Consider the following 22,598-nt stretch of genomic DNA (forward strand, 5'->3'; position numbering starts at 1 on the left):
CATTAAGCTGGCCCGGCTCGACGTGTCGCCCTGCACCTGGATCACAGCCGAGTCGGGTACGACGCGCTGGGCTCGCTCGCGGGTCTTGCCGCAAGCCCCTCAGCGCGCTATTACGTTGACAATTGGCAGGGCGTAAGTCCTTGCTTCAACGTCTGATGTGGACAAGCTGCTTCTCTCGAAGCACAGCACGAGAAATTCTTCCTCCTCGACCAGCTTGGCCGACTCGAATGCCGTCGAGAACGCGGCCACTCTAAAGGAGGTACTCACCGCAGAAACACCGGGATGCCCGAGGTCGTCCCTCCGGGGTCCGACGCAGCGAGGCCCGCGAACCCGAGAGCGCTTGAACGCAAGTGCCGTCGCCCCTGGATTGGTCCCGCGTTCCATTCTGGTTAGGCGGTTCGTGCTTCGCACGGTTCGCATCGTGAGCGGATCGCCAGGCGTCGCACGTGCCATGCCGAGTAGATTCCCCCGCACGCCATGAGCCATGGGACGGCGATCACGGAGCCCGACAGGACCGTTACGACCACGACCAGCACGATGCCCAGCGCCGAATCCGCGAGCCGGACGAAGAAGATTTGGCGTGACATGCGCCGGGCGATCACCTCGGTGACATGGGGCAGGCCCGCTGCCCAGACCATCAAGTACGCGACCCACCCGAGTACCAGCAGGGGATCCACGGCTTGACCGGTCAGCAAGGTGCCCAGGGGGTTGGCGAGCAACGTCAGCGCGACGCCGCCGACTCCGGTGCCGGTGATCAGCAGCCACGTCGCGCGGTGGACGAGCCGTTGCGCGGCGACGGCGTCCTGCCCCATCTTGGCTACGAAGTTCGACAGCAGGAAACTGCCCGCGCCGTTGATCACGACCTGCAGCGGTGCGACGACGAGGCGACCCGCTTCGAGCACCCCCACCGCGGCCGTGGACACCAGCAGCGCGACCAGGGCGCGTGAACCGAGGAGTGCGGCCGGACGCAAGGCGGCCTGCAAGGATCTCCAGGCGGCGAACGACATCACCGCGGGCAGACCGGCGGCTCCAACCCGCAGCCGCCGCAATTCCGCTGCGGGCAGCTGCACAACGCCCACGAACACCGCTGCGGCCGCTCCCGCGGCCATCGACAGGAACAGCGCCGGCAGCGAGACCCCGGCCACCGCGGCTGGTGCGAGCGCGAGCATCGTCCCGGTGACGTGCACGAGGTCGTTGCCCACGAGGTGCCAGAACTGCAATCTGGCCATGAGCAACCGCCGCACCGTTTCGGCGGCCAGTCGCAGCACTGCCATCATCCCGAAGGCAAGTGCGGTAGCTGGTTCGCCGTCGCGCAGCAGCAGGGCCGCGCCGACTGCGACGGCGAAGCACAGCAGCCAGCCCGCGAGTGCGCTGCTGACGATGCTGGCCCGGGTGCGGGGGTCGTGCCGGTCGAGGACCGCCAGCGAGTCCCCCACCCAGCCCGTGTACAGCGCGATCGCCGTCACCAGCAACGCCAGCAGCAGCACGAAGGATCCGAACTCGGCGAGCCCCAGCGTGCGGGCGGCCAGCACCTGGAGCACCAGACTCGTGCCCGCGATGATGCCCTGCGACAACACCGGGGCAGCGACCTTCGCGACGAGGCGCCGTTTCGGCGCACGCGCACCGGTCGTGGTCATCGGGATGGTTGCGGGGCGGGAGATTCGGCGGCGCGCCCGGCCGGGGCCGCCCCGGCGAATGTCAGCACGTACCCGGTGATCGTTCCGCCGAACAGCTGCAACTGTTCGCGCAACCTGCGCAGCGAACCGAGATCGCCGTCCCGCCGCACCGTCACCACCACCCCGTCCGAGGCGCTGATCAGCGACGTCGTCTCTGGCTGGGAGATCAGCGTGGGCAGGTCCACCAACACCAGGTCGTAGCGCGACCGCATCTCCGCGATCACTCGCTGCAGCAGTCCGGAACGCAGCTGCTCCCGGGAGTAGGGCTGTGCGTGCCCCGCGGGCACCACGCTGAACCCGACCCCGTTGCCCAGGTGCACCGGGTGCGCCGACTGGGCCAGCGACGCGTCCCCGGTAGCGATCGAGGTCAGCCCAGGCCAGTCGGCCAGCCCCAGCATCTGAGACAGGTCGCGGGAGCGGATCGCAGCGTCGACCACCAGCACCTGCAGGCCGTCCCGGGCGGCAGCGCTGGCGATCTGCATCGTGGTCGTCGTCGCTCCCTCACCGCCGGACGGGCCCGTGACCAACACGACTCCCCTGCCCACCGTCGACCGCAGACCGGAGGCCACCAGCTGGTAGGAGCGCAGCGGCGGGACACCCGGTCTGCGTAGCGCCAGGACGGCCTGGGCGGGCAGCGTCTCGATCTCGCCCAGCACCGGTTCGTCGACGACGCGGGTGAGGTCGTCGGCATCGCGCACCCGGTGATCGCGATCGGCGCGGAACCAGGCCAGCGCGGCAGCGAACATCAGGCCGACGGCCGTGCCGACGGCGAGATCGCGCAGGATTCCGCGCCAAGGACTCGTGCCCTCCGGCGACGCGACATCCACGAACGACACGCCGTCGGCGAACTGCGAGGCCACCACCTGGATCCGGGTGATCTGCTTGTCCAGATCGCTGAGCGTCGAGCCGGCGGCCGAGCCGATGGGGCTGCTCGGCGGGCGGGCGCCGGCCTCGGCCACGATCGCCGCGCGTTGCGCGTTCAACGTCTCCAACGCCTTGTCCGTGGTGGCGACCACCTCTGCCCTGGAGCGGTCCTGGTAGGCGGCGATGACGGCGTTGGCGATCAGCACGGAACGCTCGAAACCCGGCCCGTCGACGTTGATCTCGATAGACTCACCGCTCGAGGAGGCGTCCGCGGTGATGGCGGCGCGCAACTGCAGCACGGTCTCCTCGCCGCCGAGCCGGACACGTGCGTCGTCGAGCACCTCGTCGGAGGTGACGAACAAGGCCCGCTGCTTGACGTATCGGAGGAAGCTGGACTCGCTGGCCATCTCGATCCCGAGGACGCCGGTCTGGTCGGGAGCCTTGAGCACGATGCGCGCTTGGGCGCTGCGGCCGTCGCCCGCTACCAGTGGGACCAGGAGGCTGATCAGCACCGCCGCTGCCACGATCACCAGCGAGATCCAGCGATACCGCCACAACGCACCGAAGATCGTCGGTGCCGGGTGGGCGTCGTCCATCGACCGTCATTCCGCTCTGTGTGCCAAAAAGGGGGATTCCTCCGGGCAGGCCGACGCCCATCGGTAACGCACCGGGCCCCTGCGGCGAATACCGCCGTGAGCGCAGTGATCGGAACCGCTGGGAAATTCTCGGCCGATGGGCCAAGTCAACCGGTCCGGCTACCTGGGAGGAAAACCATCGATATTTTCAGTATTCAGACGATGGTGATCGCCTGTCAAGTTTCTCCGTCCGGCGGCGCCGCGCTTGGCCCACCCAGTGATTTCCGCACGTGTTGTGGAGGAACGAAAGGCTTCGATGACCACCACCGACATGCCGAAATCCGGCTTCACGGCGGCGTTGCGCCGGTTGCCGTCCGCGCAGAAGCCGGCCAAGGGAGCGCCGGCCTACTCGCGGTTCGTCAACCGCAAGGCGGGTGGCTACCTCGCGGCGGCCGCCTTCCTGCTCAAGGCGACACCGAACCAGGTCACCGCCGTCAGCGCGCTGTTCACCTTCGCCGGCATCGCCGCCGTCGCCACCGCGGCACCGTCGTGGCCGCTGGGCATCGCGGTGGGGCTGGCGCTGGTCGTCGGGTACGCGCTGGACTCGGCCGATGGCCAACTCGCCCGGTTGCGGGGCACCAGCAGCATCGCGGGCGAGTGGCTGGACCACGTGATCGACAGCGCGAAGATCGCCACCCTGCATCTGGCCGTGCTCGTCTGCGCGTTCCGGTTCTTCGACGTCCCCAGCGGTTTTCTGCTGGTCCCGCTCGGTTACGCCGCGGTCGAGACCGTCATGTTCTTCGCGATGATCCTCAACGACCAGTTGCGCCGAGGCCACAACTCCGGTTCCGGCGCACCGGTCCCCGCTGCGGGATCACCTTCGACCCTGCGGTCGTTGCTGGTCCTGCCGACCGACTACGGGGTGCTGTGCCTGACTTTCCTGCTGCTGGGATCCCCGATGGCGTTCTCCGTGGTTTACGGCGCGCTCTTCCTGCTCAACACCGCCTTCCTCGCCGCTGCGCTGCCGAAGTGGTTCGGCGACATGGCGCGCCTCGACGGCACCGCTGCGCAACGGGTGCGGTGACGATGCCCACTATCGGATACGCGCCCGGTGCCTTCGACATGTTCCACATCGGACACCTCAACATCCTGCAGCGAGCCAGCCAGGAATGCGACCACCTGGTGGCGGGTGTGGTGACCGACGACGTCCTGCTCAAGGTGAAGGGCCGCAAGCCGGTCATCCCCTTCGAAGAGCGGTTGGAGATCGTGGGCAACATACGGTGCGTCGCCGAGGCCGTCACCGACCAGTACGAGGACAAGTTCCGCATGTGGGAACGCCTCCGGTTCGACGTGCTGTTCAAGGGCAGCGACTGGCGCGGCACGGCACGCGCCGAGGCGTTGGAGCGCAAGCTGTCCGCTGTCGGGGCGCGAATCCGCTACTTCAGCTACACCACCCACACGTCCAGCACCTTGCTGCGGCAACGAATCTCGCTCCCCTCGCCCGGTGTGCTCGGCGAGCTGGAGCCCGGGCAGACATGAACCGGTCACGCCGCCGCGACCGGCTCGTGTCCGCAATCGCCCTCGTAACCGCGCTGCTGGCATCCTGCAGCGCGAACGGGAACGACACAGCCGCAGCGCATCCCATCCACGCGACGATCACCACGACTGCCTACCCGGTGCCCGCCGGCGCGCTCTTCGTCGCCACCAACGGGAACGACTCGGCGCAGGGCGACGAAGCGCGACCGCTGCGCAGTCTCGGCGAGGCGGTGCGCCGGGCGCAGCCCGGAGCCACGATCGTCCTGCGAGAAGGGACGTACCGGGAGACGGTCGGCATCATCGACAAGAAGCTGTCCATCCAGCCCTATCCGCGCGAGCACGTCTGGCTCAAGGGCAGCCGGGTGGTCTCGCAGTGGTCCCGCGACGGCGATGTTTGGCTGCACGCGGGCTGGAACGTACCGCTGTGCCGGACCTGCTTCTTGCCCGAGATCATCGACCCGGCGCATCCGCTGGCCGGGCTTGCGGACATGGTTTTCGTCGACGGCAGGCCACTTCGGCAGGTGGGCGAGCGGAGCTCGGTCACCGACGGCACGTTCTACGTCGACGTCGCGCGCGAGGAACTGGTGATCGGAGAGGACCCGGCCGGGCGGTTCGTGGAGGCGACTGAGTTCGACTGGCTGCTGCAGTTCGACGGCGCGGCTGCCGCGGGCAGTTCGATTCGCGGGATCGGGATCGCGCACTACGGATCGATCCAGGAGTACGGCCAGCGCGGCGCGATGGTCGTGGTGAACGCGCCGTCGGTGGTGTTGGAGAACAACACCTTCGCCGCCTCCGCCTCCAGCGGCGCCGCGGTTTTCCAACCCGATGCGAACGTGATCGGCAACCAGTTCCTGGACAACGGTCTGGTCGGTTTGATGGCCAACCGGGCCGATGGGCTCCGGTTGGTCTCGAACACCTTCGCCCGCAACAACAACGAACACTTCGCCTTGACCGGCGAGGCCATCGGAGCGGCGGGCGCGAAGGTGACTCGCACGAAGCGGGCGTGGGTGTCCGACAACGCGTTCGCGGACAACTTCGGCACCGGGTGGTGGTGCGATCTTGGGTGCACCGATGCCGTTGTGATCCGCAACATCGCGCGGGGCAACGCCGTGAACGGCCTGTACTACGAGGTTTCAGCGAGGGCGCTGATCGCGTCGAACATCGTGGTTTCCAACGGCGGGCTCGGCATCAAGGTCTCCAGTTCCGACCACGTCCGGCTCGTGCACAACACGTTCGTCGACAACGGGATCGAGCTCGGGCTGTACAACGACAAGCGGTCCGCGAGTTCGGACCCCTACAGCGAGGAGCTGGGCCTGTCCTGGATCACGTCCAACACCGAGCTGCTGAACAACTTCCTGGTCAGGCAGCACGACACCGAGCCGCTCATCGAGTCCGCCGACTACAAGCCGCACCCCAAACCGGCGTCACCGTTCATCTCCACCAGCGACGGCAACGCCTTCCTGCGGGCAGCCGGCTCGGCGCCACTGGGCACCTGGTCGCTCGGCTCGGGTGAGGTCGTCACGATCAACACGCTGCCGCAGTTGCGGGAACGGACGGGACTCGACCTGCACAGCCTGGCGGCAGCACCGCCGCCCGCCCCGTTTCGCTATCCGGACCGGGACGATTACTCGCTTCGCCCCTCCACACCGGGTTTCCGCGCCGGTCGGGCCCTGCCGCCGGATGTCGCCCGGGTACTCGGCATTCCACCGCTGGACCACCCCGACATCGGTGTGCTCGCCGGCCCACGCGGGTGAGCGCGGGGACGCCTACTCAGGCGTCCCCTCGTCCCCTCGGGATCAGGTGATGCTGCTGTGCGGGGTGCTGAGCACTGCACCGTCGGCGTCGACCGACCTGATCCAGTACTCGACCGTGTCCTGTGGCGCTTGGTTGTCGGTAAAGCTCATCGTCGTCACCGACCACGGCCAGGCGCTGCTGGTGGTGGTGTAGATCGGGTTCGCGGTTCCGGCGCGCATCACCTCGTAGCGGATCTCCCGGTTCTGCGCGTCCCAAGTTCCCGTCCACCTGATGGAGATTGCGCCGTCAATGCGCCGGTTGAGTTCCGGGGCTGGGAACGGCACCTGCGGCCCATTGTTGACAGCGCCGGGCACGCCCCGGGCTGCGAAGCGGGTCAGCGACTGCTGGGCGCTACCGTTGACCGTCGTGAACTCGCCGCCGACCACCACGTAGCGACCGTCGGTGTCCACTGCCCACGGCCCGTTCAACCACGGACTACCGGCGGGTCCGCCGTTGGTGTTGGGCAGCCACGGCAGCAACTCCGGAACCGGGTCGCCGGAGCGCACGTAGTTGACATTGCGCTGGGCCGTTTTGGTGGCGGTCGTCGTTTCGGCGAGCAACCGTTGGTAGTCGATCGATCCGTCCTCAGGGACGGCGTTGATGGCCGCGCAGTTGTGGGTGTGCGAGGCGCTGTAGAGCACACCGCCCGCTACCGCGACGCTTTGGGTGTCGCCGTAGCAGCCGTCCATCCAGCGCGGCTTGCCGGTGGCGATGTCGATGGCGCCCCTGCCCTCGAACCGGGGATTGCCTCCGAGCCAGTTGTAGGAACCGACGTAGACCGTCCCCGTTCCGTCGGTGGCCAGGTCCGTGATCGTGTCATAGGGCGAGGGCGTGACCCATTTCCACGGTACGAGGGCACCGCTGGCCGCGTCGACCGCGGTGAGTCCGTGCCGGTAGGTGCCGTTGACGTTGTCGAAGGCTCCCCCGATGACCGTGCGCCCTTCGGCCGGGGCGGCCAGCACCGCGAAAACCTCCCGGTCCGCGGTAGGAGCCCAGGGCAATAGCGCGCCGCTGCCGGTGGACACCGCGGCGAGCCGGGTGCGCGGCACGCCGTCGACGGCGTTGAAGCCGCCGCCGAGATAGACGGTGTCGTCGGTGATCGACAGGCCGCGGACCCGGCCGGCCACGCGGGGCTTGAAGTACGGGTCCAGTGCGCCGGTCGCGGCGTCGAAGGCCGCCACGCGCGAGCGCCACTGGCCGTCGACCTTGTCGAAGTCACCGCCGACGTAGACCTTGTTGCCGTCCGGCGAAACCTCGATCCGGAACACGGAGTCGCAGATCCACCGCCCGGTGGTGGCGGGCTTGCAGAACGGTCCCGGGTCCGCGCCGGAGAACACGCTGCCGCTGACCACCGGTGCCCACGGCAGGAGTTCGCCGGTGGTCACGTCGAAGGCCAGCAGGTTGTTGCGGGTGACCTCACCTGGTCCCCCCGGCGCCACGCCGGCCGGGCGCGCCTTGCTGAACTTCCCGCCGGCGACGGCGATGTTGCCCGCGATGGCGACCGCGAAGACCACACCGTCGGTCTGCGGCGTCGGCAGCGCCCCGGCGGTGACGGGCTGCGGCAACTCCGCGGCGATCGCTGCCGGTACCGGCACTACTGCCGCCGACAACGCGGCGACGGCCACTGCGGCGACGCACGAAAGCTTCCGCACGCGATTCATCGGACCTCCTTGTTTTCAGGCATTGACACGGCCGCTGGGACGTCAGCCCGCGCGCCGGGCAGCCAGCGCGGCGTGGTTGTGCGCCGGTCGGCGCGCAGGACGCGGGCGGCCAGTTCTTCGTACTTCTGCGCTACTCCGTCCCACGTGTAGCGGTCGAGCGAGGCCACCTGCTCTTTTCCGCGCAGCAAGGTGCCCGCCGGGTCGGCTTCCGCAGCGTCGCATAACGCCGCGAGGCCGCCTGGATCGCGGAAGTAGCGGCCGAACGAGCCGAGGACTTCGCGGTTGAAACGCACGTCGAAGGCGGAAGTCGGGGCAGCCGCGCCCATCGCGCGCAGTAGCGAGGGGTTGGTGCCGCCGACGGAATGACCGTGGATGTAGTTCAAGGCGTTGCCGTAGAGCTGGTCCAGCAGTCGCTGGTCCCACACCGCGCCGAGCAGCCGTACCCGGGGATCGCCTTTCGCCGCTCGCGCGATGCTCGCGGTGTACTCGTCGGCGTAGGGTGCCGATCCCACCACGACCAGCGGGTGGCGGGCGTTGCTGCGGAGGTAGCCCTCGACCGCCACATGCACGTGGTTCTCCGGTTCGAACCTGGCCACGACCAGGTGGTAGCGGCGGGGGCTGAGCCCGAGATCCTTGATGCCGTCGGTCCCGACCTCGGTGAGGACCGGTGCCCCGTAAGGGATGTAGTCGGTCTCGGTGTTGAAGCGATCGCGGTAGTAGTCCTGGATTCCCCGGGCGTCGGCGATCAGCGCGTCGGACCAGCGGACAGCGAGCGCTTCGGCGCGGCGGTAGTAGGCCGACCCCGCAGGCCCCCACTTGGCCCGCTTCCACTCCAAGCCGTCGACGTGGGTGATCGCGGGAATTGCACGGAGCCTCAGCAGGGGCAGCAGCGGTGCGTTGGCGGCGTTGAACACCACCGCCACCTCCGGTGGCCGTACCACCGCGTGCAACGCCGAAAGGGCCGTGTGGCTCAGCGTTTCCAGTGTCTTGCGGCGCAGCGCGGGAAGGTACACAAGCCGCATCCCGAGGTGGCGTTCGGGGCGGGGGCCGCGCCCGCCGAGCTTGCGGCAGTACACCGTGACCTCGTGTCCACGCTGGACAAGCCGCCTCCCCACCTCCTCAACGCACGTCTCGAAGCCGCCGTAACGCGCGGGCACGCCGCGGGTTCCGATCATCGAAATCCGCATGTTTCGTTCTACCGTTTCGTCGAAGGGCAGCCACTGAATCACGACGGGCAGCCCTGGAGCCGCACAGCTGTTTCCGCGCGGATCACTCGATTCGGTGCCCAGCTTGTAATATGCCTACGGCGGGTAGTCGTTACACCCATTCGGCAACCCGTCCTCGACGCATTCGCGCCCGAACCCCCCTGATCCGAGGACCGGCCGTGAGCTGGAATGCAATTCGACGCCGCTATGGTGTCACACGTCGCCGGGCCTACGACGCCGAGCGTTGGCCCGTCGTGTGCGTGCTCGCACTGATCGTGGCCAGCGAATACAAGTTCCGCGTTCGCGCCGACGACCAGTCGGTTTCTGGCTCGCCCGACCTGTTCGTGCTGGCCGAAATCGCCGTCTACGCGGCCGTGACGTGCTTTCTGTTCCTGCGCTTCCGCCCCACGTCCCAGCTGCGGCGCGCCGACTGGATCACCTGTTCGGCCTATGCCTACGCGGCCGTGTTGGTGCTTTCGGCGCTGTACTCGCCATACCGCGCACTGGCCCTCGTGCGGGCCTGCCAGGTCGTGGTCGTGCTGGCGCTGAGCCGTTCGATTGCCCGCCATTGCGCCCGGGATGCGCTGCACCGCATCGCGCACGCCTTCGCAGTCCTGGTCAGCGCCTCGGTCGTCTTCGGCGTGGTCGTGCCGTTCCCCCGGCTTCCGACGCAGCCCGACAGGTTCACCTGGCTGCACCTGCATCCGGTGGACGCGGGTCAGTTCCTCGCACTCGCGGTGGTGATCTTGGTCACTTATGCCTTCGGTCACCGGTTGGCCCGGCCGGGCCCACACTGGCCGCTGCCCGCCTACCTCGTGCTGCTGGCGATCTGCGCCGCCGGGTTGATCGGGAGCAACACGCGGGGGGCCGCGTTCGGGGCGATCACGGGTTGCCTGGTGATCGCGGGATTGCGTTGGCGCGGCCGACGGCGGCTGGAGATCACGGTGGCGTTGGTGCTCGTGCTGATCACCGCGTGGCTCGCCACGGGGCCGCTGATCGAGGCTTTCTTCGTCCGCGGTGAGTCCGCCGAACGGCTCGCGTCTTTGAATTCGCGGACGGATCTGTGGGCTTACGCGTTGCAAGCATTCCTCCAACGGCCGCTTTACGGCCACGGTCTCACCGCCTCGCGGGGCTTGTTCCTCGACGAGATCGGGTTGGGCGGCGGGCACAACGGGCTGGTGAACGTGCTCGTCGACGCCGGACTGCTCGGCGCGGTGGTGTGGCTTGTGTTGCTCGGACGCATCTTCACCGCCGCGGCCGCGCTGCGGAACCTCCGGCCCGAGCCGCGGCTGGATCGCATCATGATCCTCGCGGTGTTGTCGGGCTTGCTCGCCAACTCGATGTTCACCCAAGGGCTCGGCGCTCCGGCCAACGTCGCCTGCGTCTGGCTGTTCCTGCTAGCTGCGTGGACGAGCATGGCAGGTGCGCGGAACTCGCCCTCGGTGCAGCCACCCAATATCCCCGTCTAAGAGCTGGAGCGACATTGGCCCGACGAACCGCTCTCATGGTCCATCCCGGTGCCGAGCTGTACGGATCCGACCGCATATTCCTGGAATCGGTCATCGCGTTGACCGAGGCGGGCTGGCGGGTGGTGGTCGCGCTGCCGGAGCGGGGGCCGCTCGCCGACCGACTGCGCGACCAAGGCGCGGACGTGGTCCTGTGCCCGACCCCGGTGCTGCGGAAGTCGGCGTTGCGCCCAGCCGGGTTCCTGCGGCTGCTGCTGGAAAGCCTGCGGGCAGTGGCACCGACTTTGCGTTTGCTGCGGAGGACCAGCCCCGACGTCGTGTACGTCAATACCGTGACCGTGCCGCTGTGGCTCCTGCTCGCCCGCTCGACCCGGCGATCGGTGATCGCCCACGTGCACGAGGCTGAGGACAGCGCACCACGCCTGGTCAGGACCGCGCTCGCCGCTCCCCTGCTATGCGCTACCTCGGTGGTGGTGAACAGCGAGGCCACGGCTCGGGTGATCACGCGACCGCTGCCTCGGCTGCGTCACCGGATCCGCTTGGTCTACAACGGTGTTGCCGGGCCGGCGCAGGCCGCGTCCCGTGGCGGCCAGCAACCCGATCCGGTCCGGATCGTGCTCGTCGGTCGACTGTCACCGCGCAAGGGCACCGACGTCGCGGTACGTGCGATCGCCCGCTTGCGCGCCGATGGCCACGACGTCGTCCTCGAACTATTGGGGTCCGCGTTCACCGGCTACGACTGGTACGAGCGACAACTGGCGGACCTCGTGCGGCGTCACGACCTGGCCGAGGTGGTCACCATCCGCGGTTTCCGCGCGGACGTCTGGGACGCCTACCGGGACGCCGACATCGCGCTGGTCCCGTCGCGGTTCGAGCCTTTCGGCAACACCGCCGTGGAGGCGCAGCTGGCCGGAACCCCGGTGATCGTGACCGATGTGCAGGGCTTGCCGGAAACCGTCGCGCAGGGACGCTACGGCCGCGTCGTGCCCGCCGACGACCCCGACGCCCTCGCCGAAGCGATCAGCGATGCGCTTGCCCAATGGCAAGGAACTCTCGACACCGCAGCGCAGGCTCGCCAGCACGCCCAGGAGGTGTTCTCACCGCAGCGCTACCACGACGACATCGCCACGATCGCAACCGACGTCGCCCGCCGCCGCTGACGAGTCAACGGCCGTCAGTACGCGCCCTGCTTGGTCAGCACCGCGCGCACGGTCTTCCAGAGGATCACGGCATCCATCGCCAGCGACCAGTTCTCCACGTACCGCAGGTCGAGCCGGACGCTTTCGGCCCACGACAGGTCGCTGCGACCACTGACCTGCCACAGCCCGGTGAGCCCCGGCTTGACCAGCAAGCGGCGCCCCACCTCGTAGTCGTAGGTCTCGCTCTCCTCCGGCAGTGGCGGCCTCGGGCCGACCAGCGACATGTGCCCGGCGAGGACGTTGAACAGCTGCGGCAGCTCGTCGAGCGAGTACCGGCGCAGCAGAGCACCGACCTTGGTCACCCTCGGGTCGCGGCGCAGTTTGAACAACGGACCTTCCGCATCGTTGGCCGGGCGCAACGCGGTTCGCATCGCGTCCGCGCCCACCACCATCGTGCGGAACTTCAGCATCGTGAACGTGGTGCCGCCTCGTCCGGTCCGGCGCTGCCGGTAGATCACCGGTCCACCATCGGACAACTTCACGACGAGGGCGATCAACAGCATCGCCGGCCCGGCCAGGCCCAGCAGGAGCAGCGCGCTCACCCAGTCGGCGAGAGCCTTCACGACTCGGCGACCACCGGTGAAGGAGGGTTCGCTGACCTTCAGCATCGGCATTCCCAGCACCGACGACACGTGCAGCCGGGGACCGGCCACCTCCATCAGCACCGGGGCAACGACCATCTCGGCGGAGGTGTCCTCGATCTTCCACGCCAATTCCTGCAAGCGGCGCGGAGTCCAGTAGGCGTCGGCGGTTATGGCGACCACCCGGTACCCGCCGCGCCGGACGTGCTCCGCGAGCTCCTCGACATCACCGATCACCGGAACGCCATCCACGTCGCTGGCCAGCACCTCGCCGGTTTCGGGACGGAGGCACAGCGCTTGGATCTGCCATCCGACGTGCGGTTGCTGGCGGGTGCGCGCGATGAGGTCGCGCAGCGTGTGCCTACTGCCCGCAGCGATCACCGGTAGCAGGCACCTGCCGTCGCTGCGGGCGCTGTGCAGGTAGCGGCGCAGCAAGTACCGCTGCGCGAGCACCAGAAGCGCAAGCAACGGTAAGACACCGAAAACCCACGGCCGCACCTCCAGCGGCGGCACCGCAAGCCCTGCGACCGCCAGGACGACGCCAGCGGAGAAGATCCCTCGCCCCAGCCGCCGGTACTCCTCGTGGCCTTGCCCCAGGACCCTGATGTTCCAGGAACCGACCAGGGCCCACAACACGGCCACCGCGGTGAGCAACGCCAACACCATCGGAGGCAGCACCGCGATGTCCAGCCAGGCCACCCAGACCCCTCCCGCTGCCGAAGCCATCGCCGTCGCAACGGCGTCGCTGCCGATCACCGCGAATCGGTACCGCCGTTCCCACACCATCGCAGGCAGTGCGGGGAGCGGATGGTCCGGAGGCGCTGGCGCGTTCAACCGCGGACCCCGGCCGAATCCCGCCGACCCCACCCCGTCCGGCAATGACATCGGTGCGCGCATCGGACCCCTCTCCAGTTGGCAGAAACGTCCGCACGGCGTAGGCGATCGGACGTCAGAGCTATCGGGGCAATCACGAATCCGTTACACGTTCGCGGACGATAGGTGAACGACCGTGGGCATTGGAAAGGCTTCTCGCTGGGTTGCGTTCAGCCGGGGCTCGGGCTCGTCTGGCAACCGCGGTCGGCCTGCCAGTCCTTCTCGACAGTCCCGGCAGGAGCGCTCTAGAACCTGCCGCCGACGGGTAAATTCTGACCCTGTGTGGACGGGCGGAACCAGCGACACCACCGGCGGCCCTGGATCACTCGCGCTCGGGCCCCTGCTGGTTAATTCCGCGAGGGGCTGGTTTCACCGCGGGAGTGCTCCGGTTCTGCCTCGCCAACCGGTGTGCGGTGGACGGCCTGTTCGCCTCGGTAGACGACGACACGAACGGCCCGTTCGCCGGCGTTCATCCGATGTGAGCCCGGGGCTGTTGGTGTGTGGTGGACGGCCTGCTCACCTAGATAGACGACACGAACGGTCCGTTCGCTTCACACCCGCACCTTCCCAAACAGCCCCAACCCCGCGCCGAAATTAACCAGCAGGGTCGCTCGGCCAGCCAAAACACCCGAACGAAGGTGGGCCAATGAGAATACCGGCCAACGAACGCCACCAGCCTGTCCGAGACCAAAAAGGAGGTGGGTGATTTCGGAGTCCATCGTCGGTGCTGCCGTGGGTGATTCGGGCGGCCCGTCGCTGGATTCGACTGCCATTCACCGCTGCGCACGACCTTGTGGTCAGGTTTTTTGGAACTAACGGGCAGCGTCACTGCCAGCAGGGCTCCGTGACGTGCGCCGCACGTAGGTTTCCTATGCCGGTACGGATCCGGAAAGGTGATGCGTGGATCTTGAGGGTCCCTGGTATCGCAACGCTAGGCGCGGGGCAGCGGCAGTCGAACACGAGTTGGCGGTACGGGCCGAGCTGATCGCGGGCGACTTCTCCCGCTGGCGGCGGACGACAGGGCACTGCTGGGACGAGGAGTTGACGGGCTCCCCGGAGCGGATTTTCGGCGAGTACACTGTGGACCGGTTGGGCCCGAGCTTCCCCTGCTGAGGTTCAGGGGGCTGTCCGCGGCGTGGGAACCGCCTCGACGAGAAGAGGATGCGGGAGCACGGAGTGCTGGAGGTATCCAAGTTCGTTATACGCCGAAGCATCCGGTTGGGCGGTGCCGTGGTCATCGGTGGCCCGCACCCGAAGCGTGTGTTCGCCGGGTCGCGGAGTCCAGGCGAACTGCCAACGAACCCACGCACCCGGCACCTCGGGGCCGTTCAGCCGCGCGGGCTGCCAGGGACCGTCGTCGATGCGGTACTCAACCGCGGCGATCGCGTTCTCGCCGGCGAACGCACGTCCCCGGATCATCTGTGGTACCGGCCGCAACCGTGCAGGCCACGGCAACTCCACCAGCGCAGCGACTGGAACGGTCGTGATCGCCGGTCCACGCGCGGGTCCCTCAGCCGGGAAGTCGGAGCCGATCAGCACGTAGTCCTCGGTGTTCCACGGCGAGTAGAGGCGTTGTTCGGAGACTTCGATGCGGGAGAGCCATTTGACGCTGGCCGCGCCGAGCCACCCAGACACCACCACGCGGGCCGGAAAGCCGTGATCAGCCGGGAGAGGCTCGCCGTTCATGGCCAACGCGACCACGGTGTCGTCGGATGTCGCCTTGGCCAACGGCAACGGTCGCCGGAACCGGATGTCGTCCAGCGACTCGGGCATGACCTCCCGTGCGCCGGACGTGAGAGCGGCCGATTCCAGCAGGTCCCGAAGCCGGACACCCGTCCACTCCGCTGTGCCGATCGCACCGCGCCCCCACGGAGTGCCCTCGAACGTGCGGCCGTACTCGTCACCGAGAAGAACCCGTCGGTTTCCCGCACACTCGATCGTGCGGATCACGGAAACCAACGGGAACCGCTCGCACAGCTCGTCATAAGTGAAGCTGACCGGTTGGCGTACGCCACTGCCCTCGATACGAAGTGTCCAGCTCGCCGCGTCCACTCGAGGAGTGGGCGCGTGGCTGCGGATGTAGAACCGATCGTTGGGCACGAGGAAGCCCGGTATCCGATCCGGCCGGGTGCCGTAGTCCGCCCCCGTGCCGGTGTCCTCCATCAGTTCCGACGGTGTCGGTTTGACGACCTTGCGGTCAGTCGGCGGAGTGGCTGGCGCTGCGGCCCACTCAGATATCGACTGATTACTGGCCGTATGCCGGCGTCCCATCATGTCACCTTCTTACTGCTAGGCCGCGCGTTGCAGCAGGAACAAGATCATTCAGCCAATACTCAGCATGGAACCTGGCGAAAAGTTTCGCAAACGATGGGTCCCCGACTGCAGATGCTCACGCCGCGCGCAGCGCGCACCGAGCCACGCCAAACCAGTCGGCGGAAAAATCTCAACATCCCATCGAAACACGCATTGGGGCGAATCGTTCGCTAGAAACGTGAGCATCTGACCAACGAAAGCACCTATCTTGCGTGGGTGCGAACCAGTTTCGCGGTGAGACCACGGAATCTCGGTCCTGGGCCTTCAGCCTCACGTCATCGCCTTCGGCTGCACGCTGCTTTTGTTCCGCTCGCGGATCGCCGGGGCGAAAAGCCAGTATGCCGTTCTTGGAAGGGCGAGGAGAACGGGTGGTCGGGCGTTGCAAACCGTTGCTGTGGTCAACGCGCACACGGGTCGGAGATCGGCCGCTCGATCGAGCGAAGCCCTCGAAGAACCAACCAGTCTGGAAGGCGGAATGGCCAGCTGCGCTGGTCGCGCCGGTGAGCCACGCGCAACACGTTCCCGGCGCAACGACCCGCTTTGATCAGTGGTGCGGAACCGAAATCAGGTACCCGTACATGGCGAAACGGGTTCGTTGCCAACTCTGGAGTCGCAAGGTTGTCCCCTCGGCGACGTGCCCAGCGTCAACGCTTCGCCCCGCATCACCACCGGTAGCAACCCGGCATGGGCGCTGTTGGTGAACGGCGGTGACGTCCGCGGCGTGTGCGGCGGACGTCTCGCATGCCTCGCGTATGCCGACCATCCGTTCCGACGAACGTGTCGGGTGCACAAGCTGATTCTGGGCCAGCAAGGACCTGATGCCCTCGTCCTCGATCTTGTATCCGCTTACGATTTCGGCAGACGATATCGACTACCGATATCTACGCGGAACGGAAGGGGGACCGGTCCATGACCACCACGCGACATGGCCTGGGAGCGGGGAGGCTCACTTCCCACGCGCCCGGGTCCTGCGGTGGCTGCACAGCAGTTCGACCGCCTCGTAGTATCGGGAGCCGATATCGGGTTCGCCATCCTGAGACCGGCCTGTTCCAAGGGGGCGCGGTGCGGGAGTTCTTGCACGGTGCGATTCGGCTGCACATCCTGCACCATGCGGCCGAGGAACCGATCCATGGCGCGTGGATGGCCCGCGAGCTGGCCAGTCACGGTTACCGAGTAAGCCCGGGCACCCTGTACCCCACGTTGCATCGGCTGGAAGCAGAGGGGCTGTTGGTGTCCGAGCACGAACTGGTGGAAGGCCGTCAGCTCCGGGTCTACCGCGCGACCGATGCGGGACGGGAAGCGCTAGCGGCCGATCGGACTGCGCTGCGGGAGCTGGCACGGGAAGTCCTCGACTGCCACAACCACACCGGAGATCATCGCGACAACCCGGAAGGAGCGCCGTCATGACCACTGCGGTGCGCACGGGATGGTGGACGCGACTGCTCAGCACTGATGCCCCGACCGCGACGATCCTCATCCGGCTCGTCGTGGGCGGCATCTTCCTGTCCGAGGGGATCCAGAAATTCCTGTTTCTCGACAAACTCGGCCCCGGCCGGTTCGCCAAGGAAACCCCACTACCAGCGCCGGAATTCTTCGCCTACCTCGACGGGGTGTTTGAGATCGGCTGTGGTGTGCTGCTCATCCTCGGGCTGCTCACCCGGCTGGCGACCATTCCCATGATCATCGACATGCTCGGCGCGGAGATCTTCACCAAGTTCCCCCTCCTGGCCCATGGCGGGGTGTGGAGCTACATACACGAGGCACGCCCCGAACTCAGCCAGCTGTTCGGCTCGGTGTTCCTGCTGATCGTCGGCGCGGGAACGTGGTCGCTGGACGCCTGGCTGACCGCCCCACGGCACACCTCTGCCGTCTGACAGCCGGTCACCGCACATCCCCCACGCACTGGCCCACTGCGAACCCGGATGTCTCGGCTGGCAAATCCAAACCTCGTCGGATGTCTATTGTGGCTGGTCGTGGCCGGACCCGCTGGTCACCCCGACTGCGGTCAGCGTTGCCACAGCGGCTGCGACCAGCAGAACGAGCACGGCCAAACGCGGCCCGACCGCCCCAACGTTGAGGCTCCAGACCGACCAGCGCTACACCTATCGCGATGCCCAGGGCGCGGGCCATGTTGACCAGTCCTCCACCGGTGCCAGCGGTCCGCGCCGTGATCACCTTCATGATCACGGGATTGTTCGCCGGCGTGAACACGCCCGGGCCCGGACCGAGAAGCGCCAGCAGTGGAACGAGCCAGCCGGTGGTCAGGGGAACAGCTAGCAGCACGGCGAGTGCAACGAGGCACAACAGGCTCCCGGCAAGGCACTGCTGCCGGTCGGTCAACGCGTCCGGCAACATGGGCCGGCAGTGGCCGCAAGCGCGAATCCGGCCGGTAGCGCGGTCAGCACCAAGCCTGCCACTAGTTCAGGAACGCCTTGATCGTGCAGCACACGGGCACGGGCACGGGCACGAGCACGAGCACGAGCACGAGCACGAGCACGAGTGGACCTAACAGAAACTAGGACTAGGTAGCACTGCTTGCGCCCCCAAGCGTCGGCCAGAGGCCCGGAATGGCGCGCGCCCCATCGGAACCAGCGATGCCACCAACACCAGCAAGTAGGCCAGGGACACCCACACGAACGGGGGTCAGCGGTGTTTGGAATTCCCTTCGAAGGTTCGTGTAGGTGAGCGTGAGGAGCCGGTGGCTGTGCTTCAGTCGCCGGCGGAGAGACCAAGCACGATCGCCTCGATGATGAGGGCGATGCCGGTCACGATCTCGTAGCGGATGTTGAGTCGCCTGCGAACCAGTCGAAAGGCGGTGCGGCCCAGCACAAGCCCGACGAAGGACATCACGGCGGTGATGACGCCGAAGAGCACGGCTGGCAGCCACGGGGAGAACCCGAGTAATCCGAGGCTGGCGCCTGCGAGCACGTTGTCCACGCTCAGCGGCAGCGGAAGACCGAACAGCACCCACGAGTGCTCCAGCTCCTGCTCGGAGTCGGTCATCGGGTGCCGCCACGCCCGCAGCAGCAGGTACAACCCATATGCGCCGAGCGCGATCGGGCCCACGTAGTCGGCCACCGGTCCGATGGCCTCACCGACGTAATGCCCCAGGAGCAGGCCCACTAGGGGGGCGACGCCGTCCCAGAACCCGAAGTTGACGGCGACCAGCGCCATCCGGCGCCAGCTGATCCGCAGCGGCCCAAGCAGGACTGCCGTCCGGAAATTGTCCAGGCCGAGGAAGAACCCGAGCGCAACGAGGTTCGCGATCTGTCCGATCATGTAGCCGCCCGCATGAAACGCCTCCGCTCCCGCTTGCGCGCAGCTGCGACCACCTGCCGCATGAACGCTCTCCCCTTCCGGTTCAGGATGCGCCAGCTCTCAAGGTGCCGTGGCGGACAAGCATCCGCAATCGATGCCAACGACGGCGCAGAGGCGGGGTGAAGCGGGGCGAGGCGGGGCGAGGCGGGGTGAGCAACTGGCGGTCGCGCTAGACCCTCAATTTAGTGTTGTAGCGATACGGTTGACCCACATCCGTATGGTCGCTCGGTCACGCTTCTTCAGCAGGCGCAGGTGGGAGATTCTGTTGCGTATCGGCATGACGTCCTGCCTAAAACGCCGCCACAGCAACCTGTCCCACGACAGGCCCTTGAACTTCGCCGACTCGACGACCTGGAGCAGTTCACCGAGGGTGAGCCATTCGATGGGGTCTCGTAGTTCGGAGACACTCCACGCAGTCACGTTAACGTCGTTTCGTGCTCGTTCGAGCACATGCTGAGCGATGGTCGCGTTGAAGAGGTTCTTGCGCCATTGTGCACCCGCGTCGCGAATGGCGGCTTCGCGCAGCAATCTCCGGATCGTGCGTTCAATTTGCCAGAGCCCCTCGGAGACCGCGGGGAGATCGGCCTGAGGTCCGACGATCGTGGCGATGACGTCGGCGACGGCGTTTTTGAACTGCCAGAACGGCACTGATGAGTTAAACCTCAGTGCGTCGTCGACGATGTGGGCTAGGCCGGCGCCGCGCATCGCCTCCGCGACACCAGCCTCAACTTCGGTGATGAAGTTGGCGCCGTGATTCGCTTCGAAAACGGCGAAATCTAGCTCCGTGAGGACATTGGCTCCGAGTTCTTCAAGTGCCGTTCGCAGGAGGAGGTTCAAATCGGATTGGTGATCGAGCCCGATCGACGGAAGCGATGACGCCGGAATGTGCCGTAACTCTTCGTGGCGTTCGTACGGTTCGAGCAAGGGGAGGCAATGCCAGGATGCGTCGTCAAGCAGGCTGCTGCCCGCGACCGGAGCGAAAGAGACCTTCGGTATGCGGGAAACCAGGCAGATCTCCGCGTCGTTTTCTCGGAGTTCGTTGACCTTCGCGCGGAGCGCTCCGAGCGTGGCACCGCCGACTTTGCCGTCACGTGCGAATGCCTCCATGCCGTCCAGGATGACCGGACCTGCGGGAAGTTCGACGGGACTCGAGGCTCCCGCGAAGTCCGCAGCATCGAGCACGGTTCCACCCAGAGCACCGAGCAGAGGATCTCGGAGAATGTCGAACGCGGCTCCGCACTGGATGAAGACCAGCTTGAAGCGTTTAATCCGGGTGCGGATCTCCGCAGCCCGGTTCTGTGCGCTGGAGAGGATGAGTTCTGTCATATTAGTTGCAGTACCGGCGTGGGTTCGTCGAGGCTGCGCCCGAGGAGCTGGGCGTCCGAGGCCGTGTCGCTTCCACTGACGCCGATTCGGTCCGACGGCGTGTGGTACTCGATCTCGTCAAGCGTGAGGACGACTTTGATGTCGCTGCGAGCCAGTTTTCGCAAGGTCACCTGGAACGCCCGTTTGAAATCCGAGAAGCTCGCGTCGTCTCCCGCGAGCCTGCTCGAGTCCTGGGTGCTTAGCTCACGCTGTCGGAGCTCGCTACGCAGATCGTCGATCAGGTCTTGGAGCACAATGGGTACCGGATCGCCGGGAGGCGATGGCAGGCTTTCGAGGGCACATAGGATGAAGAGCGTTTCGGGGCCGCAGAGGTGCGGCGCCAGCTCGGAGAGCACGCTTGTCTTCCCGCCTTCCTGAGCCCGAACAACCCGGCGACCCGCTGATTTCGGATGTCGTCGCGGAGGCTCTGGAAAAGCTTGCGTCTGCCGAAGAATTGATGAGTCACTTCCTGTTGCAGTCAAACCAGTGGCCGAACCACAGTCTTCAAAATTTGACACGCGGCCAGTCACCGAGTAGAGGAATTGCGAATCCGAAACGGGCGAGAATCACGTGATGATCCTCGACCGCGGGAAACGCCTGTTTGAGCCGCTGCGGATTCCGCAAGGTGTCGAGGTACGTCGATGACTTAACCGCTATGGCGTTCCAGGTCGACTGGCGCGGAGTGGCAGCACCGGCCTCGGTCGCGACGCCGTACTGGCCGAATGACTCGTTGACGCGTGTCGCTGTCGCGCTATCGACAAAACTGGAGGCGCTGCGGGCGGGCACACCGAGCTCGTTCAACCGCGCCAGGACGCTGCGAGTTGACATGCTCAGAGATCTGGCCAACTCATGGACCCGCAGCCCCACGCGCTTCACCATCCCCCCACCGCGTCTCGTTTCACAACACGATAGTGGACGTTCCCAGATTCACGGAGGGGGCTTGGCTACTCCAGGAGAGTACTTATGTGTCGTCCGAATGGCGCTATCGAGTCCCTGCGAACGTTGGCAACGTTCTCCTGCTGATACATGGCCGACTGGGAAGCAATGCCCGAGTAGTAGGAGGACACCGACTCCGGCATCCTCGAGCGCCTGCGCAACCTGCTCAGCTCGGCGCGTTCGCGGCGGGAACGCTACGTGGGTGATTGGCTCCCCGAGCCGCTACCCGAACCACGGAGTGGGCAGGCGGGCAGGCAGGACAGCGGCAGCATCGTTGCCCCGGCCGACCGGGTCACCCTCGACGAGTCGATCAACATGGCCTTCCTCGTCGTACTCGAGTCGATGATGATCCCGGCCGAACGCGTCGCGTCCATCCTCCGCGACGTCTTCCGCTGGACCGACTGGTGCACCACGCGGCTGCCATGGACATCGACGCCCGCTAGCCGGGTCTTTCGCACATGAGTGAGGGTGGGACCATCCGGGGAAGCGCCCGACTGGTTGATCATGGTGGTTGTGTGGGGTCGACCGCAAGCAGGTCAAGCAACCCGGCCTGGACAAGGGTGGGCTGCGGGATGATCGCAGGCTGGCCAGCGTGCGCTGGAATCAGCCGCAACCCGGCCAGCGCTTGTAGCACCAGACGGCCGGTGGGCTTGGCTTTCGGACCAGGCACCAGGCCAGTCATCTTCGCTTCGGGAGCGATCGCGGCGCGAACCGCGCGTTCGAGCAGGTCCTTCCGGCCGCATCCCGCGTCCGCCCCATTAGCGCCCGCCACACTGCCGAAGCTGGCAGCGCAACGACGCTGCTCGCACTGCGCTAGCTGCGAATGGCGACCGTGGCGTCGAGTTCCACGAGTGCACCTTTGGGTAGCACATGGGCCGGCAATGCGGTTCGAGCGTGGCGGCCAGCGTCGCTCAAAACGTCGATCAGCAGCTGCGACGCCCCGTCGACCACCGACGGCTGGTCGACGAAGTCTCGCGAACTCGTGACCCAGGCGTTGAGCTTCAGCACCTGCTCGACGTTGTCCAGGCCAACTGCCTCGTGAATGCGTGCCAGCAGGTTGAGTGCAGCAACCCTCGCGGCAGCCACTCCCCTAGCCACCGTGACGCCATCTCCTAGTACGGCAGCAGCCATTCGCTAGCTGACCTGGGTGATCTTGGTGTCGCGGGCGAGTCTGGTGCGTTTGTGGTGCCATCGTGATCGTGCTTGGTGCTTGCGGCGCCAGTTCACCCAGTGGGT

Annotated in this window: 20 protein-coding genes and 1 pseudogene; 9 read left to right on the forward strand and 12 right to left on the reverse strand. The window is 66.9% G+C overall.

Going from position 1 to position 22,598, the window contains the following annotated elements; genetic code table 11:
- Window positions 1-389: 389 nt before the first annotated feature.
- Together ACWDKQ_RS16120 and ACWDKQ_RS16125 are read right to left on the reverse strand one after the other, a co-directional pair.
- The gene (locus ACWDKQ_RS16120) at window positions 390-1,637 is read right to left on the reverse strand and encodes a hypothetical protein (RefSeq protein ID WP_450139531.1); all 1,248 of its coding nucleotides are present in this window, start codon (window positions 1,635-1,637) and stop codon (window positions 390-392) included.
- Window positions 1,634-3,136 (reverse strand): AAA family ATPase, encoded by a 1,503-nt coding sequence (locus ACWDKQ_RS16125; protein ID WP_450139532.1) that lies wholly within the window; start codon window positions 3,134-3,136, stop codon window positions 1,634-1,636. The genes ACWDKQ_RS16120 and ACWDKQ_RS16125 overlap by 4 nt, the downstream gene beginning before the upstream one ends.
- 295 nt (window positions 3,137-3,431) lie before the next feature.
- Here ACWDKQ_RS16125 and ACWDKQ_RS16130 point away from each other — a divergent pair, with 295 nt between their 5' ends.
- The 3 genes from ACWDKQ_RS16130 to ACWDKQ_RS16140 are packed head-to-tail and all read left to right on the forward strand — an operon-like array spanning window position 3,432 to window position 6,405.
- A complete protein-coding gene (locus ACWDKQ_RS16130) occupies window positions 3,432-4,199 on the forward strand; it encodes a CDP-alcohol phosphatidyltransferase family protein (protein WP_450139533.1) in 768 nt (255 codons plus the stop codon).
- A 2-nt stretch (window positions 4,200-4,201) separates the two neighbouring features.
- Window positions 4,202-4,654, forward strand: coding sequence for an adenylyltransferase/cytidyltransferase family protein (locus ACWDKQ_RS16135; RefSeq protein WP_450139534.1), 453 nt, complete (start codon window positions 4,202-4,204; stop codon window positions 4,652-4,654).
- Window positions 4,651-6,405 carry a right-handed parallel beta-helix repeat-containing protein gene (locus tag ACWDKQ_RS16140; protein WP_450139535.1) on the forward strand — a complete coding sequence of 585 codons (1,755 nt, stop codon included), beginning with the start codon at window positions 4,651-4,653 and terminating at the stop codon, window positions 6,403-6,405. The genes ACWDKQ_RS16135 and ACWDKQ_RS16140 overlap by 4 nt, the downstream gene beginning before the upstream one ends.
- Before the next feature lie 42 nt (window positions 6,406-6,447).
- Here ACWDKQ_RS16140 and ACWDKQ_RS16145 read toward each other — a convergent pair whose 3' ends face one another.
- Both ACWDKQ_RS16145 and ACWDKQ_RS16150 read right to left on the reverse strand, forming a co-directional pair.
- Entirely contained in the window at window positions 6,448-8,106 is a 1,659-nt protein-coding gene (locus ACWDKQ_RS16145; protein ID WP_450139536.1) for a hypothetical protein, read from the reverse strand.
- Window positions 8,103-9,281: a DUF1972 domain-containing protein gene (locus ACWDKQ_RS16150; protein ID WP_450139537.1), complete on the reverse strand. Its 1,179-nt coding sequence runs from the start codon at window positions 9,279-9,281 to the stop codon at window positions 8,103-8,105. Before ACWDKQ_RS16150 ends, ACWDKQ_RS16145 begins: the two co-directional genes overlap by 4 nt.
- Before the next feature lie 209 nt (window positions 9,282-9,490).
- On the opposite strand from ACWDKQ_RS16150, the gene ACWDKQ_RS16155 reads away from it, so the two are divergent.
- Window positions 9,491-10,780: an O-antigen ligase family protein gene (locus ACWDKQ_RS16155; RefSeq protein WP_450139538.1), complete on the forward strand. Its 1,290-nt coding sequence runs from the start codon at window positions 9,491-9,493 to the stop codon at window positions 10,778-10,780.
- Between the two features lie 35 nt (window positions 10,781-10,815).
- Entirely contained in the window at window positions 10,816-11,937 is a 1,122-nt protein-coding gene (locus ACWDKQ_RS16160; RefSeq protein WP_450139539.1) for a glycosyltransferase, read from the forward strand.
- A gap of 14 nt (window positions 11,938-11,951) precedes the next feature.
- Here ACWDKQ_RS16160 and ACWDKQ_RS16165 read toward each other — a convergent pair whose 3' ends face one another.
- A complete protein-coding gene (locus ACWDKQ_RS16165; protein ID WP_450139540.1) occupies window positions 11,952-13,454 on the reverse strand; it encodes a sugar transferase in 1,503 nt (500 codons plus the stop codon).
- A gap of 876 nt (window positions 13,455-14,330) precedes the next feature.
- Here ACWDKQ_RS16165 and ACWDKQ_RS16170 point away from each other — a divergent pair.
- Window positions 14,331-14,543: a hypothetical protein gene (locus ACWDKQ_RS16170; protein ID WP_450139541.1), complete on the forward strand. Its 213-nt coding sequence runs from the start codon at window positions 14,331-14,333 to the stop codon at window positions 14,541-14,543.
- Between the two features lie 3 nt (window positions 14,544-14,546).
- On the opposite strand, the gene ACWDKQ_RS16175 is transcribed toward ACWDKQ_RS16170, so the two are convergent.
- Entirely contained in the window at window positions 14,547-15,593 is a 1,047-nt protein-coding gene (locus ACWDKQ_RS16175; RefSeq protein ID WP_450139542.1) for a sulfite oxidase, read from the reverse strand.
- Between the two features lie 1,212 nt (window positions 15,594-16,805).
- Here ACWDKQ_RS16175 and ACWDKQ_RS16180 point away from each other — a divergent pair.
- Together ACWDKQ_RS16180 and ACWDKQ_RS16185 are read left to right on the forward strand one after the other, a co-directional pair.
- A complete protein-coding gene (locus ACWDKQ_RS16180) occupies window positions 16,806-17,150 on the forward strand; it encodes a PadR family transcriptional regulator (protein WP_450139543.1) in 345 nt (114 codons plus the stop codon).
- Complete coding sequence (locus tag ACWDKQ_RS16185; protein WP_450139544.1) at window positions 17,147-17,617, forward strand: DoxX family protein; 471 nt, start codon at window positions 17,147-17,149, stop codon at window positions 17,615-17,617. The genes ACWDKQ_RS16180 and ACWDKQ_RS16185 overlap by 4 nt, the downstream gene beginning before the upstream one ends.
- An 835-nt stretch (window positions 17,618-18,452) precedes the next feature.
- On the opposite strand, the gene ACWDKQ_RS16190 is transcribed toward ACWDKQ_RS16185, so the two are convergent.
- From ACWDKQ_RS16190 to ACWDKQ_RS16205, 4 genes are all read right to left on the reverse strand, one after another.
- Window positions 18,453-19,022, reverse strand: a complete 570-nt coding sequence (locus ACWDKQ_RS16190; protein WP_450139545.1) for a manganese efflux pump MntP — start codon at window positions 19,020-19,022, stop codon at window positions 18,453-18,455.
- Window positions 19,023-19,238: 216 nt separating this feature from the next.
- The gene (locus tag ACWDKQ_RS16195) at window positions 19,239-20,387 is read right to left on the reverse strand and encodes a hypothetical protein (protein ID WP_450139546.1); all 1,149 of its coding nucleotides are present in this window, start codon (window positions 20,385-20,387) and stop codon (window positions 19,239-19,241) included.
- Window positions 20,384-20,782, reverse strand: a complete 399-nt coding sequence (locus ACWDKQ_RS16200; protein ID WP_450139547.1) for a hypothetical protein — start codon at window positions 20,780-20,782, stop codon at window positions 20,384-20,386. The genes ACWDKQ_RS16195 and ACWDKQ_RS16200 overlap by 4 nt, the downstream gene beginning before the upstream one ends.
- Window positions 20,783-20,930: 148 nt before the next feature.
- Window positions 20,931-21,305: a translation initiation factor IF-2 N-terminal domain-containing protein gene (locus ACWDKQ_RS16205; RefSeq protein ID WP_450139548.1), complete on the reverse strand. Its 375-nt coding sequence runs from the start codon at window positions 21,303-21,305 to the stop codon at window positions 20,931-20,933.
- 216 nt (window positions 21,306-21,521) lie between these two features.
- Between ACWDKQ_RS16205 and ACWDKQ_RS16210 the strand changes: the two are divergent.
- Window positions 21,522-21,758, forward strand: a pseudogene (locus ACWDKQ_RS16210) (RNA polymerase subunit sigma-24); the annotation flags it as partial.
- Between the two features lie 106 nt (window positions 21,759-21,864).
- Here ACWDKQ_RS16210 and ACWDKQ_RS16215 read toward each other — a convergent pair.
- Window positions 21,865-22,134 carry a hypothetical protein gene (locus ACWDKQ_RS16215; RefSeq protein WP_450139549.1) on the reverse strand — a complete coding sequence of 90 codons (270 nt, stop codon included), beginning with the start codon at window positions 22,132-22,134 and terminating at the stop codon, window positions 21,865-21,867.
- A gap of 41 nt (window positions 22,135-22,175) precedes the next feature.
- Window positions 22,176-22,493 carry a RidA family protein gene (locus ACWDKQ_RS16220; protein ID WP_450139550.1) on the reverse strand — a complete coding sequence of 106 codons (318 nt, stop codon included), beginning with the start codon at window positions 22,491-22,493 and terminating at the stop codon, window positions 22,176-22,178.
- Window positions 22,494-22,598: the final 105 nt, after the last annotated feature.

The sequence above is a fragment of the Saccharopolyspora sp. NPDC000995 genome (genome assembly GCF_053599315.1).